The sequence below is a fragment of the Endozoicomonas gorgoniicola genome, from assembly GCF_025562715.2.
GTDB classification, from domain to species: Bacteria; Pseudomonadota; Gammaproteobacteria; order Pseudomonadales; family Endozoicomonadaceae; genus Endozoicomonas_A; species Endozoicomonas_A gorgoniicola.
On record NZ_JAPFCC010000001.1, the window covers coordinates 2,095,691 to 2,114,919 of the forward strand.

General features: G+C 45.2%; 16 protein-coding genes and 2 pseudogenes. 10 read left to right on the plus strand and 8 right to left on the minus strand.

The genetic code is table 11. From position 1 onward, the window contains the following. Window positions 1-73 precede the first annotated feature (73 nt). Window positions 74-1,357 (minus strand): Y-family DNA polymerase, encoded by a 1,284-nt coding sequence (locus NX722_RS09475; protein WP_262567775.1) that lies wholly within the window; start codon window positions 1,355-1,357, stop codon window positions 74-76. Continuing rightward, the gene (locus NX722_RS09480) at window positions 1,357-1,788 is read right to left on the minus strand and encodes a LexA family protein (RefSeq protein WP_262567776.1); all 432 of its coding nucleotides are present in this window, start codon (window positions 1,786-1,788) and stop codon (window positions 1,357-1,359) included. The genes NX722_RS09475 and NX722_RS09480 overlap by 1 nt, the downstream gene beginning before the upstream one ends. Window positions 1,789-1,893: 105 nt before the next feature. Here NX722_RS09480 and NX722_RS09485 point away from each other — a divergent pair, with 105 nt between their 5' ends. Together NX722_RS09485 and NX722_RS09490 are read left to right on the plus strand one after the other, a co-directional pair. Beyond that, a complete protein-coding gene (locus NX722_RS09485; protein ID WP_262567777.1) occupies window positions 1,894-2,028 on the plus strand; it encodes a hypothetical protein in 135 nt (44 codons plus the stop codon). A gap of 6 nt (window positions 2,029-2,034) precedes the next feature. After that, window positions 2,035-2,436 carry a group II intron maturase-specific domain-containing protein gene (locus NX722_RS09490; protein ID WP_262568637.1) on the plus strand — a complete coding sequence of 134 codons (402 nt, stop codon included), beginning with the start codon at window positions 2,035-2,037 and terminating at the stop codon, window positions 2,434-2,436. Window positions 2,437-2,522: 86 nt separating this feature from the next. Here NX722_RS09490 and NX722_RS09495 read toward each other — a convergent pair whose 3' ends face one another. Beyond that, window positions 2,523-4,994, minus strand: coding sequence for a tetratricopeptide repeat protein (locus NX722_RS09495; RefSeq protein ID WP_262567778.1), 2,472 nt, complete (start codon window positions 4,992-4,994; stop codon window positions 2,523-2,525). 136 nt (window positions 4,995-5,130) lie between these two features. Between NX722_RS09495 and istA the strand changes: the two genes are divergently transcribed. After that, window positions 5,131-6,669 (plus strand): IS21 family transposase, encoded by a 1,539-nt coding sequence (gene istA, locus NX722_RS09500; RefSeq protein ID WP_262567700.1) that lies wholly within the window; start codon window positions 5,131-5,133, stop codon window positions 6,667-6,669. Window positions 6,670-6,688: 19 nt separating this feature from the next. After that, entirely contained in the window at window positions 6,689-7,444 is a 756-nt protein-coding gene (istB, locus tag NX722_RS09505) for an IS21-like element helper ATPase IstB (protein ID WP_262564275.1), read from the plus strand. 19 nt (window positions 7,445-7,463) lie between these two features. On the opposite strand, the gene NX722_RS09510 is transcribed toward istB, so the two are convergent. Next, complete coding sequence (locus tag NX722_RS09510) at window positions 7,464-7,847, minus strand: hypothetical protein (RefSeq protein WP_262567779.1); 384 nt, start codon at window positions 7,845-7,847, stop codon at window positions 7,464-7,466. A 315-nt stretch (window positions 7,848-8,162) separates the two neighbouring features. Between NX722_RS09510 and NX722_RS28850 the strand changes: the two are divergent. Then, a pseudogene (locus NX722_RS28850) lies at window positions 8,163-8,474 on the plus strand (transposase); the annotation flags it as partial. 307 nt (window positions 8,475-8,781) lie between these two features. Here NX722_RS28850 and NX722_RS09520 read toward each other — a convergent pair. After that, window positions 8,782-9,168, minus strand: coding sequence for a GIY-YIG nuclease family protein (locus NX722_RS09520; RefSeq protein ID WP_262567781.1), 387 nt, complete (start codon window positions 9,166-9,168; stop codon window positions 8,782-8,784). A 54-nt stretch (window positions 9,169-9,222) separates the two neighbouring features. On the opposite strand from NX722_RS09520, the gene NX722_RS09525 reads away from it, so the two are divergent. Then, window positions 9,223-10,857 carry an IS1634 family transposase gene (locus NX722_RS09525; RefSeq protein WP_262567782.1) on the plus strand — a complete coding sequence of 545 codons (1,635 nt, stop codon included), beginning with the start codon at window positions 9,223-9,225 and terminating at the stop codon, window positions 10,855-10,857. On the opposite strand, the gene NX722_RS09530 is transcribed toward NX722_RS09525, so the two are convergent. Beyond that, window positions 10,831-11,346 (minus strand): hypothetical protein, encoded by a 516-nt coding sequence (locus NX722_RS09530; protein ID WP_262567783.1) that lies wholly within the window; start codon window positions 11,344-11,346, stop codon window positions 10,831-10,833. The genes NX722_RS09525 and NX722_RS09530 overlap by 27 nt on opposite strands. 144 nt (window positions 11,347-11,490) lie before the next feature. Between NX722_RS09530 and NX722_RS09535 the strand changes: the two are divergent. Next, a pseudogene (locus NX722_RS09535) lies at window positions 11,491-11,940 on the plus strand (IS110 family RNA-guided transposase); the annotation flags it as partial. A gap of 960 nt (window positions 11,941-12,900) precedes the next feature. Next, the gene (locus tag NX722_RS09540; protein ID WP_262567784.1) at window positions 12,901-13,296 is read left to right on the plus strand and encodes a cupin domain-containing protein; all 396 of its coding nucleotides are present in this window, start codon (window positions 12,901-12,903) and stop codon (window positions 13,294-13,296) included. A gap of 24 nt (window positions 13,297-13,320) precedes the next feature. Here NX722_RS09540 and NX722_RS09545 read toward each other — a convergent pair whose 3' ends face one another. Then, entirely contained in the window at window positions 13,321-16,404 is a 3,084-nt protein-coding gene (locus NX722_RS09545) for a plasmid replication protein, CyRepA1 family (protein ID WP_262567785.1), read from the minus strand. An 811-nt stretch (window positions 16,405-17,215) separates the two neighbouring features. Between NX722_RS09545 and NX722_RS09550 the strand changes: the two genes are divergently transcribed. Both NX722_RS09550 and NX722_RS09555 read left to right on the plus strand, forming a co-directional pair. After that, a complete protein-coding gene (locus tag NX722_RS09550) occupies window positions 17,216-17,530 on the plus strand; it encodes a DUF4286 family protein (protein ID WP_262567786.1) in 315 nt (104 codons plus the stop codon). Window positions 17,531-17,555: 25 nt separating this feature from the next. Beyond that, window positions 17,556-18,269, plus strand: coding sequence for an MFS transporter (locus tag NX722_RS09555; protein ID WP_262567787.1), 714 nt, complete (start codon window positions 17,556-17,558; stop codon window positions 18,267-18,269). A 28-nt stretch (window positions 18,270-18,297) separates the two neighbouring features. Here NX722_RS09555 and NX722_RS09560 read toward each other — a convergent pair whose 3' ends face one another. Next, window positions 18,298-19,173 carry an integrase catalytic domain-containing protein gene (locus tag NX722_RS09560; protein WP_262567788.1) on the minus strand — a complete coding sequence of 292 codons (876 nt, stop codon included), beginning with the start codon at window positions 19,171-19,173 and terminating at the stop codon, window positions 18,298-18,300. Between the last annotated feature and the right edge of the window lie 56 nt (window positions 19,174-19,229).

Here is a 19,229-nt window from a genome sequence, read left to right on the forward strand (position 1 = left end):
TAGCAAATAGACTCATGTTTCATGCTGAAACCGACATCTTCACCCTGTTCCTCTGATATTCAGAATGAGATCTCTATCTGGCACCCACCGTCATAATATCACTCCACCTCGTCGTGTATTTTGGACTCAACGATTGCTGGCTCATGCACCAGCCTGCGGGCTGAAAACCAATGGATGCCGGTTTCAGCGTCTGTTGCCCAAATCGTTGATTAACCGCATCCAGTACCTTCATCATTTCACTGGCTTCAGGCAGGCTGTTCATACTCAGCAAGTCACCCTGAAAACTCTGGCTGCCGCACAGGTCGAGCAACATAAAGCCTGCTTTTTTGTACTCGTAGCCTTGCTGGTAGAGTGCGTCTAATGCAGGAGTAATCTGCTGTAACCAGAGACGAGTGTCATTGGTTGGGCTGGGTGCTACTAACCGAATGCTTTGGCAATATTGAGGCGCTTCTTTAAAGGGATCAGTGCGAATGAAGACAACGGCTTCACGGGCAAACTTCTGTTGTGAGCGCAGCTTTTCACAGGCTCGGGTGGCAAAGCTCGACAGTGCGGAATGTAAATCGCTTTTTTCTGTTACTCTGCCACCAAAACTGCGGGAGCAGATAATCTGATGTTTGTTGCCAGTATTTTCGTCTTCTCTGGGAATACAGCTTTCACCCTGAAGCTCACAGACGGTGCGTTCCAATACCACAGAATAATGTTTTTTAATCCAGCTCCGTTGACATTTGACCAGATCAGCCGCTGTGTGAATGCCTTGCCGTTGCAGGCGCTGGCTGATTTTTCGCCCTACACCCCAGACTTCGCCTACCGGCGTGATCGCCATTAAACGTTGTTGTCGTTTGGAGTCCGTCAAGTCCACCACACCACCGGTAGCTCGATATTTTTTCGCGGCATAGTTGGCGAGTTTGGCGAGGGTTTTGGTGGTGGAAATGCCGACGCCGATGGGCAGCCCTGTCCACTGCTGTACCCTCTGTTTTATTTCTTGCCCCATCATCAATAGCTGTTCTTTCGGGAAGCCCGCCAAGTCCACAAACGCCTCATCGATGGAATACACCTCTACGTCCGGGCTGAACTGCTCCAGCACCCACATAAAGCGGGAAGACATATCACCATAAAGGGTGTAGTTGGAGCTTTTCAGAACAATGGCGCCTTGTTCAACCAGATGCCTGACCTTAAAGGCAGGCGTTCCCATCTTCACGCCCAATGCTTTGAGTTCAGGGGTTCGGGCGACAATGCAACCATCATTATTACTGAGTACACCTAAAGGAATATTCAGCAGGGTCGGATCAAACACACGTTCACAAGCACAATAAAACGAATTGGCATCACAGAGGGCGATGACCTTGTCGCTGCCCATTACGACCGCAACTCATGAATAACCTGTGTGACCACGCCCCATACATCGAGCTCCTGTTCTGCCGTTAATCGTACCGGGGGATAATCGGGATGTTCCGAATGCAGTTCGGCTTTCTTATTGTTCAGCTTCAGACGTTTAACCAGCAGTTCGCCGTCCAGCAAGGCGATGACAATATCTCCGGAACGGGCGGTCAGGGAACGATCAATTATCAGCAGGTCGCCGTCATGAATGCCCGCACCTATCATCGAATTACCCTGAGCCCGGGCAAAAAAGGTTGCGGTCGGATGCTGAACCAGAAGTTGGTCAAGGGATAGTCGGTCTTCCAGATAATCCGCCGCAGGGCTGGGAAAACCACAGGCAGCAGGGCTTTGGTAAAAGGGAAAGGATGTTTTCCCAGACGGGGGTTGCAATAGTTTTGGTGTTATAATCATGCTTTCATCAAATACTGTACATAGATACAGTATACGATAAATTCACAACCCTGTTGCTGTCAACTCGCTCCCGATCTGTTTGTGAACACCGCCGGTGAGCGAGTGATGGCAAGCATCACCCACTACCTTGAGCGGAGGCTAAAACTGAGGGTAAACCCGACAAAGAGCAAGGTAGTGAAAGCTACCGAAGCTGAGTTCCTGAGTTTTACCTTCACAGGGAAGCGAATCCGCTGGTCGTAGAAGAGTCTGAACCGTTTCAAGCGGAAAATCCTGAAACTCACTGGCCGAAGCTGGGGAGTATCGATGGAATATCGCTTGAAGAAGCTGGCCGAATATATCCGGGGCTGGATGGGTTATTTCAGGATAACCGAATATTACAGTCCCATACCGCGACTGGATCAATGGATACGTCGGCGGATTCGCTGTTGTTTTATCAAGCAATGGCGAAAGCCGAAAACCCGTTACAGAAATTTGATCAGGTTAGGTGTTGATCACATCAAGGCCGCCTCGATTGCAGCCAGTAGCAAAGGGTATTACCGGCTAAGCAAAACCTATGCGGCACAGTTAGCATTAAACGACAGTTCTCTCAGTAAACTCGGGCTTGTTTCCCTGAAAGACTTGTGGATCAGGTTTCACCATCCTCGGTGAATCGCCCGGTGCGGACCCGCACGCCGGAGTGATGTGGAGGCTGGAGGTTAAAGACCTCCGGCTACCCGATTTATAGCCGATTTGCACTAGTCTACAAGGAATATTTCTTGTACTTCTTTTGCTTTATTTGGCTGAGACTTATCTTCGTCTGGAATTACCTCTAGGTTTGCCCCCAAAGATAATTTACACCATTCTTGCCAAGCTCCATTTTTTAGTTTGTCAAAGTGTAAAAAATATGTTTCGCCAAAAGCGTCTTTTGCAAAAAGAAAACTAGCTCTATCTTTGGGGCGGTTATGTATTTTGACGGATATGAAATCTTTTACTTCATATTCGCTTGGTGTTTCAATGATGCTGTCTGATTTTAAATATGTCCGCCATTTTTTGGATTTAAACGGGTTGTTATCTATATTTACTTTACTCAGTTTCTCAATTATTTTGCTATTAAACGAATCTCTAGAATCACCAAATTCGAGAATGTGTTCTGATACCATTTCTAAAAGCTCTAAGCCTTGTTCTGGGAACTTAGAACAATATTCATCGCGAGAAAAACAAAATTCGATCTCTTCAAATACTTTTCTTGCTTGAGCGCAAGCTGTTCTAAGGTACCCATCATTACGGAAAACATCTGATAAAATGCGTGCTGCTCTGACTAGAGCATCAACGGCTTCATCAGGGTTAGGGTTAATATCAACCAAGTTTTCCATTTTTCTTTTCCAGGCACTAGCCCTGTAGGCACCTAATATACCACGGTATATATCTGATTCTTTCCATTTTTTTGTTTTATCTAATACTTCAGAATATTTTCCAGAGTATAAAAGAGAAAGAAAATAACCGTTATATATAGATCGCCCAAAGCTTACAATATCACTTTCTTCTCTTGTCCATCCATCATCAATTAGTTTTTGATAGATTTCTAAGGATTCATCATACCTGTTTGTATCGTGATAAAGCCTACCAAGCAAATAATAAGACTGAGCATTATTTGAATCAATTGATATTGCTTTTTTATATTCTCGTTCTGCGCCATTAAAGTCTTTTAGTGCTTCAGAAACTCTTGCAAAACTTCTATGGTATAAAGCATTATCATCATAAATATACTTTGCTTCTTGAAGTTTCCTATAGAGTGAAACAGCAATATCAGTGTTTCTGAATGCTTTTTTTATTTTTTTGTTTATTTCGGTTATTAAAATTTTTAAGTTTTGGTTTGTATCTTTAGGTATGTAATCAACATGCCACTCTGGTATATCTCGTTGATCTTGCTTGATGTCTATTTCTTTTGATAAAACCCTTCTTTTATTAATTAGATTTTGTACTTTATTTCTAGCGTCGATATTTTTTGGACTAATTAATAGTAGGTCTCTAACCGAGTCGCTTAAACTGTAAGTTTCATTTTGATCTGTAGATTCACGTTTGATTAAGCTTGTACGACTTAGTTCACCTATGCTTGATGAAACATCATCTAATGACAGCCCTAATAACTCACACAGAGACATTCTTGAGGAAGAATCTTCGACAAATATAGCCTCTAAAACTTGAATGGAGTTATCGCTAAGTGTTTCAATTAGGTTGTTATAAGAAAATTCAGCTATTTCTTTATTAGCTACATTCAAGGAGTCTGGTATAGGTTTCCCTTTAATGACCAAATCAAGAGTCAATCTTATAGCAAGAGGATTATAATGACACTCCTTTGTTAGTTTTTTATAAGCATTTTCTTCTAAAGGGTTAGCCCCGCGTTTTTTCAAATAAGTTCTTGCAAGATGTATTGCCGATTTTTCTTTAAGAACATTTAGACTTAAAACAGAAGAATTCGTGATGCTTACCCTACTAGTAACGAGAACCTTCCAAGTTACAGGAAGCGAGTGGTTCAAGTTTTCAAAGCTATCATGATTATCTCTAAGCAATGTTTCTAAATTATCTAAGCATAACAATATGTTTTTGTTTTTGTATGAGTTAATAGAATCATCGAAAGAATCATTTTCGTCATCAAATATTTCATTCAATGAGTTAACAATACTGCGTTTAAGTTCAGAAATTGTTTCTACTGCATCAAGAGGGACAACACCTTCAGCTGTTAGCTTTTCAGTCTTTAAAGTTGTGTAAACTACAGCATCAATGTGTTTAGAATAGGCTGGAGTTGATACTATTGCGCTTAGTAGATCTAGAGCAAGAGCGGTTTTTCCCGTTCCTCCAGGTGCTACAAGTGCAATCGTATTAACCCTTTGATTAGAGATTAACTTTTTAAGCTCTCCAAGTTCACTTGTGCGTCCAATAAGACCTGTAACACCATGATCAAATTGGTTAGGTAGATTGTTTGGTATTTGCCATATTATTTTACTTAGCCACTCTTCTGGAGGGTCTTGAATCGTACCAGCTTCAGCAGCTAAAAAGGTTTTTTTTATTTCTTGCAATCCTAGTATCTCATTTACTGGATCAGTTGCGATTGATGCAACTCTATACCAGTAACAATCCCAAAAAGGTCTATTGGGATGAGAAATGGCGTTTCTTACTTCATATATGTGGGTATTCCGGAGCCATCCGGCCACCGATTCCGGTAACATCCGGCCACCCATTCCGTTAGTATCCGGCCACTGATTCCGGTACATCCGGCCACCCCATTTCCGACCAGTGGCGCAGTCCCATAATTCACCGCTACCCTCAAACTTGAGACCTCCTCAAGGACGAGTGGATAGCATCATGAAGAGACTGCCCATGCGCAAAATTCGTGAAGTACTCAGGCTCAAATTCGAGCACCAACTCAGCATCCGGAAGATTGCCAGTAGCTGCAATATTTCCAGAGCAACCGTCAGTGATTACCTTAACCGGTTTGCTGCCTCCGGGCTGGAATGGCCTTTGTCATCTAATCTGGATGAGACGACACTGGATCAACAACTGTTTCCCGTTCAGCCACCTGCTTCAAAGCGCCAACTGGCCTTGCCAGACTGGAGCGAAATTCATCAGGAACTTCGCAAGCCCGGTGTCACCCTTATGGTGCTCTGGCAGGAATACAAGACCAACCATCCTGAAGGCTATCAGTACAGTTGGTTCAGTGACCGCTATAGAGAGTGGCGAACGCACCTTGATGTTGTTATGCGCCAAAATCATATTGCAGGCGACAAGCTGTTCATCGATTACGCCGGACAGACGGTTACTGTCGTTAATCAGCACACAGGAGAGGTTCAGCAGGCGCAGGTGTTTATTGCGACGCTTGGTGCCTCCAGTTACACCTATGTAGAAGCTACATTATCTCAGTCTTTGCCAGACTGGATAGGCTCTCACGTGCGTACCTTTGAATACCTGGGTGGAGTACCCAATAACCTGGTGCCGGATAACCTGAAAAGTGGCGTGAAGCATCCTCATCGTTATGAGCCTGAGATCAATCCTACTTATCAAGACCTGGCCGAACATTATAATGTCGCTGTCGTACCCGCCCGGGTCCGATCTCCAAAAGATAAAGGTAAGGTCGAGTCTGCTGTTCAGATAGTTGAACGGTGGATACTGGCGCGTTTACGCCACCAGACATTCTTCTCCCTGGCTTCACTCAATGAGGCTATTGCAGGGTTACTGACAGAACTGAATAACCAACCGTTCCAGAAACTGTCCGGTAGTCGTCGTTCATTGTTTGATTCTCTCGATAAGCCTTCACTGCGCCCACTGCCTGAAATGCGTTATCAATACGCAGAATGGAAGGAGGCACGAGTACATATTGACTACCACGTAGAGGTCGACAAACACTACTACTCAGTCCCTTATCAGCTGGTCAAAAAGCAATTAAGTGTACGCATGACCAGTCAGACGATTGAGTGCTTCTATAAGGGGCAGAGAGTCGCCAGCCACCGCCGTTCGCAGCATAAGGGCAGGCATACTACTCAAGCCAGCCACATGCCGGAAAAGCACCGTAAATATGCCGAGTGGACACCAGAACGAATGCAAAGCTGGGCGGCAAAAATCGGACCTGAAACCGCAGCCGTCATCCAACGCGTCCTTGCAACACGGCGTTATCCTGAGCTGAGTTACCGAAGTTGTCAGGGCATCATCCGTTTAGCCAAAGGCTACGGTAACGACCGACTTGAAAACGCCTGTCGTCGTGCACTTTATGCAGAAACCTGCACTTACCGGAGCATAGAGTCAATCCTGAAGCACAACCTCGATCAGCAACCGCTTCCGGAACTGGAGCCAGAGACGGTGTTGCCTGATGAGCACGAGAACCTTCGGGGTTCAGACTACTTTAACTAACGACGGCAGGAGAATAAAAATGTTAATGAACCCTACGATGGAAAAGCTTCAGGTTCTGAAACTTACCGGTATGCTCGAAGCATTAGATGAGCAGCTTAAAAGTCCGGATATAGAGCAGTTGTCGTTCGATGAACGGCTCGGCTTAATGATTGACCGTGAGATGACCGCAAGGGATAACCGGCGTTTAAAAACACGGCTTAAAAAAGCACGACTACGTCATGATGCCTGCATGGAAGACATAGACTATCGTCACCCCCGTGGTCTTAAACGAGACCAGATACAGCAGTTGTTATCCAGCCACTGGATACGGGAGCATCAGAACGTGATCATTACAGGGCCGACGGGTGTAGGAAAAACCTGGCTGGCCTGTGCAATGGCACAGAAGGCCTGCCGGGATGGGTACACAGTGCAGTACCTCAGGCTGCCGAGATTACTGCAAGATCTGAACCTGGCAAGGGCTGACGGTCGCTATGTGAAACTGATGACAGCACTGGCAAAAACTGACCTTCTTCTTTTAGACGACTGGGGTCTATCACCTCTGACAGAAAGCCAGCGGCGTGACCTGTTGGAAATAGTAGAAGACCGGCACAATGTAAAAAGCACCCTGGTCACCAGTCAGATGCCGGTAGATCACTGGCATGAATTGATCGGTGATCCAACACTGGCAGATGCCATTCTGGACAGGCTGATTCACAACGCTCACCGGGTGCCACTTAAGGGTGACTCCCTGCGCAAGAAACAGTCAAAACTGGCAAAGTCAGAACTTACGTCCTAAGCTGCTATCCGATGCGTCGCTACGCTCCGAAAAGGGGTGGCCGGATACACTGGAACAGGTGGCCGGATGTTACCGGAATGGGTGGCCGAATGCGCTGGAATACCCAATATATGTCAAGATGATGGAATAAAGCATATAAATAGTTAATAGAATCTATTACACTGCTGTCTTTTGCTAAGTCAAGAGCGAAACGGAAAAGTTCATCTAAATAGGTTGCTTCAATAATATCTTTTATAGAGTTACTATCAAATAATCGCCCCTTATCGACCTCTCTTTTATGAATATTTTCTAAAGTATTCACATTGAAGGATTCAATATTGCCATTGTTTAAAACAAAGTTACCTATTGATTCTTCAATTTGATGTAAAACCATTGCAGTTTTACGCTTCATTTCCTTATTCATCCTTTTTCCTTAGATGATTTCACGTTGTTTGTTTAGGCTATAATCGGGATAGGGCAGAGCCTCACGACTCCGCTCCTCCCACAACACCGGCCATACGGATCACGTAGCACGGCGTTTCAAATCTGCTTTGTATTCATCTTGCTGCCAGTTCTGGCAACCCAAGGTTCCTGAAATATCTGTTTGGCAATGCTTTAGTCAGCGCAGGACTACCACTAAGACGCCAAACCCCATGAGCAGACTTTGCCGTATTCCATGCCAGAAATCTCTCGACTCCCAGCTTTCTGAGCATTCGATAGCCTTTGCTTCCCCATTGCTATTACCGCCAGCGAAAATGGAAAACTCACCTTCAGTTATCGGAACAGTGAGAGCTGGACAACCGAATCCCGACCCCTGCAAGGAGAAGACTTCCTCTGGTTAGTACTCCAGCACGTTCTGCCCAAAGGATTAAGGAGAGTCCGGGATTACGGCTTTCTCCATTGCCGGTGCAGAAAACTACTCCGTCTGGTTCAGTTGATTCTGCAGGTGATCATCAAGCCTGCCACGCCAGTCATCCACCCTAAACATACCTGTCAACACTGCAGTAGTGATATGAGGGCGATTGCCTTCAAACTGATGCGCCCTACCTAATGTTGAACCAAAAGTGCCGGGACTAAACTCATTCAGCAGGAGGAAAACGAAAGCAGCAAACTAACAACAAATCTACGACGATGCTCGTCCAACCAGCGGGAGCAGGGACGCTTTCATGCCTGAAAAACCGCCATATTATCCGCACCGACTGTGCGGAGAGCTGAAGAAAAAGCTATTTCCCATAAACCACACCGAACAGTTGTCAAGGCCGGGCTTGTTCAACAACCGGATAAGATTGCGGCTGCGCGCAATCTATCCTTATTCGTTAGGCAATTTTATTGTACCTAATACAGGTTCTCTAAGTTAGCTAATTATTGTACCCAAAAGCTTTAGTCCCAAGAGTTTCCATCCACCAAAACTCCCTTTGCAATATGTAGTCTTTTCCAACCCTAGAGTTGTAGTTCTCTAAAATTGAATAGGTGAAATTAGCTTTGACATACTCAAACCCTTTTTGGGCAACTAAACTAACAAGATCCTTGTTCCCCCCGTGACCATTACTAACGTAATTTTTCCACCTTTGAAGTAGCATTCCATTATCGCCTGTTGCTGAGCCAACGTACATTTTGCCAGTTGCTGTATCATTGATTAAATAAACAGCTTTTTGACTTTCAAGTGCAGCAACCCAATCTCGTTTATCCCTGTCCACAATAGTTTTTAGATCTTTATACCCGACATTCACCACCCAGCATGACATTTTCCTAATACCTGCTATCTATTATCAGATAAGCAAATATCAAGAAGCCTTGTTATGCCTCCTATTCAATACCGCTCTCAGGTCATGGATCATCTCGGTCTAGTGGCTGGAATGTGCAAAGAACTGGGCATTGCCGACCATATCGACAGGCGTGCGCCCAAAGTATCTGACGAATGGAACATCTCCCACGGTGAGGCCGTTGTCGCGATGATTATCAATGGCCTCGGCTTTACGGGGCAGTCTCTCCACATGTTCCCTCAGTTCTTCTCCAATAAACCCCTCGATAAACTGATCAGAGAGGGGATTGAGCCCGAACACATAAACGACAAAGTTCTTGGAAGAGCACTGGATGAACTGTTTGAACTGGGTGTCAGTAAAGTCTATTTTGAGCTGGCTATCAAGGTGGCTACGCATCTCAAATTGCCATGTGATGCACTCAACCTTGATGGCACAGGATTTCACGTCGATGGCCGTTATAACAGCGAGGAGGAAGTCAGTGACGAAGACCTCAATTGCATCAGGCTTTGCAAGGGCTACAGCCGAGATCATCGTCCTGACCTGAACCAGGCCATATTGCTCCTGCTGACTGAAAACCGGGCAGGCATTCCGATGTTTATGAAAGCAGCCAGCGGTAATGTGACGGACAAGACCAGTTTCAAACAAGTGGTTTCTGAGCATATAAAGAGCTTCAAAGCGGCACTGAATGCCCGTTACTTCATCGGTGATGCCGCATTGTATGTGGCTGAAACCGTTCAGGAACTGAGTCAGCAGGATCAGTTGTTTATCTCCAGAGTTCCTCTCAACATTGGTGCAGCCAAAGAACTGGTTCAAAGTGCGCCATTGCGCTCAATGGTTGAGGTTGAAGGGTTTGAGCATTACGAATCTGTAGAGACTCTGTCTGACTATGCAGGTGTCGTACAACGTTGGGTACTGTTTCGAAATAATCAAAGCCAGAAAACAGAACAGAAGACACTGACAAGGCGTATGCAGAAAAAGTCCCTGAAGGAATTCAAGGAACTTGAGAAATTGGGCAAGAAGCCATTCTGTTGCGAATCGGATGCCATGGAAGCTTTCAAGCTATGGCAAAAACAGTCCGTATACTGCCAGGCTGAACCTGAGATCATCGAGAGTCCCTGCTATAAAACCAAAGGCCGTCCTGCTGATGGAGCAGTTCCCGACCACTATGAATATTATGTGACAGGCTCCTGCACGGTTGCTGTACAGACTCGTCGTGATGCAGAAGCATCGTTGGGTTGTTTTGTTCTGGCAACCAACGATACAGATACAGCCCGGCTTGACGCTGGCGAACTACTGAGGACGTATAAATCCCAGCAGCAGGTTGAGAGAGGTTTTCGCTTCCTGAAGAGTCCTGATTTTCTGGTGTCTTCACTGTATCTCAAAAAACCTGAGCGTATTGAGGCCCTGTTAATGGTGATGACACTCTGTCTTATGGTCTATGCTGCAATTCAGCATCGAATCCGCTATGAACTGAAAAGGCAGAGCCGAACGTTCCCGGACATGAAGAAGAAACCAGCCCAGAATCCAACGGGCAGATGGGTTTTCCTGTGCTTTGATGGGATTCATGTGCTGTCGGTTAACGGGACGGAGAAACACATGGTTGGAATATCGGAGAGGCAATCGACGATCATTTTTATTTTGGGCTCAACGTACCAAGAAATTTATTCCTGAATAGGGTGGTGAATGACGGTTATACGACAACCTGACTTTGTCGTATCCAGGAAAATCTTTCCCTTCGAAGGTTGAAGGAAGGATTTGTACTACTTCTAAAGCATCTAAAACCGTTGATGCATTTACAGTGCTAGATTTGAATGACTTATGGTACTTAATTACTACTCGTCCATATAAACCGCTATATTCCTCTAATTCTTGGCCTTCATAGTTGATCCCATTCTTGACATCTAATTCATGAGTTACTTTTTTAATCGTAGTAAGTAGCCAGAATTTACCGCTCATTCTTACTAAGCATATTGCAGTTTGACCTACCCTAAAATTTCTTGTCTTTGTTCTCCAAAACAACCATTGGTGATTAACTAACTGAGGGTTATTTGCATACAAGTCAATTGGATCGTCATGACCATTGTTAAGATTAAATTTAATTTTTGTATTATTAACATTCAATCCCCCAATTAAATCAGTGAGGTATATTTTGTTTTTCATAAAGACCCTTTATTGCATACCATGCGCTGACAAATCTGAAAGCAGGTACAATTTGATGCCTAACGAATGAAATGGACTCCTCCCACTTTTGGCAAATAATGCCAGACTGGTATAGACAGCGATATATTCCATCAGGAGAAGCTCATGAATACATTAACCCTCGGTATCGATCTGGCTAAAAATGTGTTCAGCCTGCATGGTGTTAACCAGAAGGGAAGAACCGTCATTCGTAAAGCGGTAAAACGACAGCAACTGATACCTGAAGTCGCCAAATTACCTCCAGCCCTGATCGGTATGGAGGCTTGCTCCGGTGCTCATTACTGGGCCCGTGAATTTATCAAACTGGGTCACGATGCCCGGATCATGGCTCCGAAATACGTTGCCCCGTATCGACAGGGTGAAAAAAACGACAGTAATGATGCAGAGGCCATTTGCGAAGCCGTTGGTCGCCCGAAGATGCGCTTTGTGCCGGTAAAAACCGTACACCAACAGGCATCATTAATTATCCATCGCATTCGCCAGGGCTACGTGCATATGCGAACCGGTATCATCAATCAGCTGCGTGGTTTGCTGTCAGAATTTGGCATCGTCATGTGCTTAACCGGGGTGATAAAGCAGTCTTAAGCCCTGTTGACCGCTAACTTTTTGTTCGTCCACACTACCGCCTAAGACAGAAATAATGGTCGGATATTATTCAGACATCGGTCTCACAGTGGCAGTTAAATTTTAAAACCTGACTATCCTATCATATTTTGTTTACAGTAAGCTGATAAGCTGAGCTTTACCAAAACAAGTTCACTATACTTGCCACACTTCAGTGTTTTGTCGGGAAGAAACCAGCGAAATGGGTGCGCTGCATACGTGGCTCGACAAAACCCACCCATGATATTGCCGTGAGGCAACTGGGACTCCCTGCGAGCGACTCATTTGATACCCTGTTACCGATTGACAGGGCAAACCGTCACCGAAAGCAATCTGCTTTTGGTATTTCAACACCTGGCACTGTTCAGACATTCTTTCATTGACTGCTTTTGGCAGGTGTCCCTGATCATTTGATTTTCATTGCTCAGTGTACCGAGCCGGATGGTCTGACTACTGTTGTCAGAAGCAGGCTTTTTATCCAAATGACAGAAACCGGACTCACTGTTCAACTCTGCCGTAAGCGCATTCAAACGGCCTTGAAAGCGTACGAACTGATGAAACGGATGGTTTGAATTCTGGAGTGGTCTGTAGTGACCGTTGGGTACTGTTTGATAAGTACTTTTTCTGCCGAGCAAGAAGCTGGTATCGAAAGTGCTTCAAAGTGCCTTTAACTCATTAATAGTACTCATCTTTTTACTCTCGTTTGGGTTTGAGTAATGGTACTTGCACAAGCAGTTCACGCACGTACTCAAGGGTCTTAATGAGCCTCGTATTCATGATTATTTTCATCCTGTAATAATGAACGATAGAACCAAAATCATGAGGCTCATTCATATTGGAGAAGACTAAATCTTGCGAATGCTCAATTTATCACCAATCCTATATCGCAGATAAAAAATTGAGCAGTCTCTCATGCGAAGCATTATCAATATCAAAGATGCCCTGCATCAGGCCAAGCCGGATGATCATGTAGGCATTGCCATAGCCCCGCTATCAACTGGCAATGATTTTTGCCTGTTCAGTGCTGAAATCAAGAGCGGTCATAGAGTTGGGTGCCACTATCATGCTGAGGGTGAAGAGATATACTCCATCCTGTCAGGCGAAGGCATCATCTACACGGCCAATGTTGAAGATGACGGTTATGTGGGAGAAACCAAAGCACATGCAGTATCCAGCGGAGATAGCTTTACTATCGAACCCGGTACCGCCCATCAGTTGCAGGCAACTTCAGATTTAGTACTGATGTTTGTATGCCCGCCATCACACATAGACTCAGACCGGATTATGCTTCCGTCTCTGGTTTCGTAATCATTAGAACGTAGTCTGAGCTGTCTAAGGGTTCTCCTGAAGTTCTGGGGGGCTGTTCTGCAAGGAGGATATTCTTAATTCTGGAGCCTGTGCTAATTGAACCCTACTGACCTTGTTCACAGTGGAAAGACAATTGATATCATGATTATGGGCTGTCACACCTTGGCTTGTTTTTATACTACTCCCCTGAATCTGTGACAGACCAATTTGCTTATGAGCTGCCCGGGAGCTGGCATATCTCCGCATTAACATCAACGATTCCTGATTGATGCTGTAACGCCTGACCCTTATTTCTTTGCCTGTATCAGGGTTAAACTCTCCGGTGCGTATCTGCTGCTTATCAATAATCAGCCCCGCCATTCTCAGCAACCGGTTGACAAAATTACAAGCGGATTTTGGTCGCTGAAACTCTGCGCCTTTCACTGTATTTTTTATCACACTATCCGGTATCAGTTTCAGCTGGTTGAGCATAAAGGGGGCTTTCTGATGATAAGCCTCTATCCTGTCCACTAACTGCTCTGCTTCTTGCTCTCCCCAGGATTGCTCATAATTCCAACCTGGAAAAAGTGGTTGCAGCAACTCCCGGAAGACTTCCACTGCAACAGATTCAAACCGCCTGTGGCATATCGGTGTATTGTCATTGTCTGGTTGAGGTTGATAGTGGCTGCCATCGGGCAATGGAAACTGCATAAACCGCCGCAGTCGTGTGAGTCCTACTCGCTTCCAGAATTCAATATCTTCATCCTGTAATTCACGAGCCTGTATGCCCAGCTCTTCGCAGATTCGGTATCGCTCGCAACTCAGTATTTCCTGTAATCGAGGCTCAACCTTATGAGACAGCTGATCATACTGCTCCGCTGAAATAACAGCGGACTGCCGAACAGCCGCCACCTCCTCCCTTTCTAACTCCGTTTCTGTCTCCTTCCAACGTGCCTCAAAACCTTCAGACTGAACTTCTGACTGGTGATACTCCACCGTAAATCCCCTTTCCTGCATCAGATAAAAAAGACCATTGCCGCCCAGCGCTTTGAGTCTCACCTGCCGGCTCCGTTCACCTTCACAAAATCCGTCGTATTCCCCAACAGAAACACCATCGGTATTACGGACATAGCGTTCGGCATACTGAAGCGCACGGAGTCTTGCCAACCAGTCTTCATTGCCTTTTTTGGCGGGAATCATATCGGCGACAACAGTGAACTGCCGGGCTGACCGGAAACGCCTGAGCATTTGCACAAATTCTGTTGGCAGGACAATGTTATGCGAAAAACCAAACACCTGATCGAAAGGTGCCTGAATAGAAACGCCTGACTGAATAGCGGGTGAGTAGATGATGACCTGATATCGCCGGGCTTCCTGATCACAGTTTTGCAGAAAGGCTTTCTGGTTGGGTTCGTTCCGGTTTTTTCCGTCGAACCGCAGCAGTGAAATATCAGGAAACTGTTTGCGGATAATTTTTTCCAGCTTGCCGCCATAGACCCGGTTATCGGTGGCAATGGCGATTTTTCTGCCTTTGGCAATGGACGGTAATAACTGTTGGTCGATCACGGATTTTGCGCCGCTTTTACCAGTAGCAAACTCGCACACAAGATCAGTATTCTGGCTGAATGGCATGTCATAGAAGTGAATCTCTCTGTCAGGAAACCATTCTTGCAATAGTCGCACATGGTAAGACGACAAATCGGCATCACAGATGACGACGGTGTGTGTTTGCTCAATTAAATCCAGATAACGGGCAAGCACAGAAGGGTCTTTGATATGCGGACAGGTGCCCAGCACCGAGATATGCTGCGAGAACTCATCCAGCAGCAATATATCTGGCTTGCCTGATTGCAGATAGCAGCTGACATTCGGCGCACACAAACTGTTGATGCAGGTCACAAGCCGGTTAACCGCTGGCATAAAAGACTCAGGTATATTGAGATAGCTTTCCAGACAGAGCCGTTTAGAGAGTTCATGGGCAAGGGACACCAGATGAGTAACCGCCAGTACCCTGTCGCCTTTTTGTTCAGCATCCATTGATAGTGCAGACATCAGCCTGGTTTTCCCTGCTGCATAAGGGGCTTTGATCAGCGTAATCCGGCCTTTTTCCAGAGGTACTGTTTTAGGGTTGATGGCAGAAACTTTATGGTAATGATCTGCCAGAGATTTCGTTTTGCTGGCACTCAAACAACATTCACTCTGAACCACCTGTTGCTGACGAAAACAGTAGCCTGCCAGCATTCTTTTCAATTGATTCAAAGTGTCAGGATGAAGCAGATAGGGATTAGCGGCCTGAATTGTCTGAATAAACTCATGCTCATCACACTGAGCCGGAACTTTGTGATGAAACCGCTGAACAATGGCTTTTGCCAGAGTAGCGGCGCAACGCTCATTGTCTGCCTTTGCCAGTAACTTCAGGCTGCTCTGATAATCTCCGCAACCATTCGCTATCGCCATTTCAACCGCTGGAATCGGGATGGATTTTAAATCGACAGCCTCTATCGGGTTACGAACCGGCTGCAACTGCTGCTTGATGCCCTGCAACTCCACATCATCACGAACATCACTCCAGTCCTCACCATATCGTTGTGGAACCACCCATCGGCATTCACTTCGATGACAGGCCATAATCCCCGCTAGATCATGATCGAGGGCAACAATGATCCTTCCTTTCAGATGCGGCCATTCCTGTGCCAGCTGCGCAACGATGGACTTGGCGTTATTTTCCCCGACAATGCAGACCACAGGCTCTCCGGTGGCCAGGTATACATTTACCGCATCAGCCATACCACCCACCACTCGCAAGTTACCCAGATAGTTGGGCAGTTCTGGAAGAGAGATTCCCACCAACGCAAAGCTTCTGGAAACTGTAGTACCTTTGGTCACTTTCTTATTATCTTTTGGTGCAAAGCGATCCGGGCAACGCTTGTGCAGCAAACCTCTGGGATAAATTCGTTCGTGGCCTGTTATCTGCCCTTTGACGTTTATCAGTGGGTATTCAAGGCAATCGCCGTACCACCAGTCTTGTACAACTCTCAGCCCAACCAGCGAGCTCAATAGCACGAAGTCCAGCTTTTTTTCTTGCAGATAACCAGTCGGATCAACACCGTCTGCAGACAACCTGTTCATGAAAAGACTAAACCTTGCCAGACATGCCATTCTCAACTAAATAAAGGAAAGGCAATGTATGGCTCTCCCAAGACACAGCAAACATTGCTACAGAAAGCCCGGTGCCAAAACCGGGCTTTTTTTATGGCGTGCAGAAAACGATGTAATCCGCTGTGTCAGAGTTGAAAGATCTGCTGCTGATTGATTTTCAAATCAAATAATCAGCAACAGGACGCACAGCGGCGACTACATAAAATGCAGAGCCGTTTTCTCAGAGTTGAAACAGGGAAAGTTTCCCGATCGGGCAGTCATTAAACGGGAGTGAGAAAAAATGCCCCTCATATCAACAAGGGGCTCACAAATATCCCGGGCATTAGATACCCGCAGGAGATACGAGAACATAAATACTCCAAAAAAGTATTTACGCCCAAGTCACAGAACTGACTATACTAACCATCGGTTTCACGGTCAGCCTGTGACTTTGACATAATGGCAGGGGCTGGTTGAGAAGCTGGTTCACCCCCCAAGGGTGAACATCGACAGGGCGTTCATTCGGCGAACGCTCTGTCATTCATTACTTTTTTGCGAACAATATTATTGTCCGCCAATCCGATTTGTCGTCGTAATGGGTATACGTTGAAAATATTCAGCAATGGCTGCCTTTCTTCAAGAAACTGATCACAAGATAGTCCACTCTCATTTTTTCAAGCGTACAATAATTGCCTGCTCTTTAGTCCCATTTTCTGAAAAATGTTTTAATTTTCAAATGGACTTTAACCAGCTACGGTTCTATTTTCTGATATCTTACTCTGCTTTTTTAGGAAGTTTTTAGATGCTCGTTTATGAAGTGAACTGTTTGGTGAACACAAAGATGAAAGAAACATTTATGGAGTGGCTCCCCAACCATATTCGAGAAATACTGGCTATTGACGGCTTTATTTCTGCAGAAACTTACCAGATGCTGGAGGATGACCAACTATCTGCCAGAGAAAACAGCTTTGGTGTATCCATTCGATACTATCTGAAAGGTCAGGATACCTTGAATAATTACCTGGACAACCACGCAGAAAAGCTAAGAAAAGACGGTAAAGACAAGTTTGGAGACCAGCTGTCAGCTTACCGGAGAGTACTGCTGAAAAGTGCTTGAGTCATAAAACAGAATTGATTATCTATTGGCTGATATCATAACCATGAAACTAAACTCCCCCGAGTTAAATAAATTGAAGTTACTATTGATGATCAGCGCTGGGGGAATGCTGGAGGCCTATGACTTTATAGTTTACGGGCTCTTGACTGCTTATATCAGCCCGCTGTTTTTCCCTCACTACGAAGTACAACAAAGCTTACTCATAGCTTTTGCCATTTTTGCTGTTGGGTATCTATCACGTCCGTTAGGTGGGTTTATATTTGGTCATCAAGGGGATCGCCATGGTCGAAAGCACCCTCTGACAATGACCCTACTGTTGATGGCCTTTGCAACTGTCTCTATTGGATTGTTACCAGACTACTACAGTGCAGGCATCTGGAGCCCCATATTGCTTATCGCTCTCCGCTTTATCCAGGGGCTGTCAATGGGAGGTGAAGTCGGAGGCGTTTATACCTACATCAGTGAAGTATTTGAAGACAACAAGGGACTCGCTATCGCTATTATTGCTTCCGGCATGGAGCTTGGGATACTTCTCGGGCAGGTTGTTCATTCTTGTCTTATCCGAGTATTAGGTACACAGGGTATGGTTGATTTTGGTTGGCGCATTCCTTTTTTAATTGGCGGAATACTGGGCATAGTCGGGTATATTATTCGGAAAAATTCATTGGAAAGTGGTGCGTTTATACGAATAAAAAATCTTAACCGAATAGCCCGTCAGTATTTTCCAATCCCAAAATGAGCCTGAAAGAGGTGTCAAGCCAGTGCTTTCAGGCCTTTCGTTCAAAAACAGTTTTAAAAAGTGTTTCTCTGCCAGACTGTAGTCTTTCTGCCGCCTCATTATCGCTCATGGAATCAGCCTGTGCTTGTAAATCTTCAAGAGTGATTCCTTTCTTGAGGTATTGTTCACTTCTGGCCAGCGATTTGAACTTTTCGTACGGCGTCATCATATTTTCATAACAATATTTTTTTCTCTCTTTGCCTTTCTTGTCTACGACAGTTTCAGGAAAGAAGCAGGGTCTGTGATAATTGAGGTATGGTGTCAGATATTTTCTGTTGAATTCGTTTACCTCCGTCGCATATTCTTGTGGAATGTGCGCATAACCAAGAATCTTTCTGATCACCGCACCATTTTTACACTCAACAAGAGCATTGTCGTTTGTTTTTCTTGATCTTGATTTCGTGAATTTTATACGAAGGTTGTCGAGTAATTTTGCTACATTGTAATTCACGTATTCTGAACCGTTGTCCGAGTGAAAACCCTGTATTTTAAAGGGGAAAGATGTCAGCATCTCTTCAAGTACGGGTATCAGAAAAGTTTCACTAATTCTCTCCACTGTGCAAACAACCTGATACTGAGTCACCTCATCAACTGCGTTAATGTGGTACAAACCCTTTACCTTATCCTTGTCTCCCTGATGAACCGTGTCGATTCGAATAAAACCAGGTTGCCCCTGAGGATCTGGACGACGGCGTGTGCCGATGGCTCGTTTTGCCGGACGTGTACAGTCTTTATGGGTTCGGATATTCCGGTACGTCTTTGACTGCCTGAGATTGTAAAGATGCGAGACCGAGATGTTGGCCAAGCGCTCATAGCGACTGTCTCCGCGTGAATAAGCCCTCTCACAGAGCTTTTTAATAGCCACTCCATTCAGGTCATTATGCAGTCGATCAGTTTCAGCCAAAAGCCTTGCATCAGCTT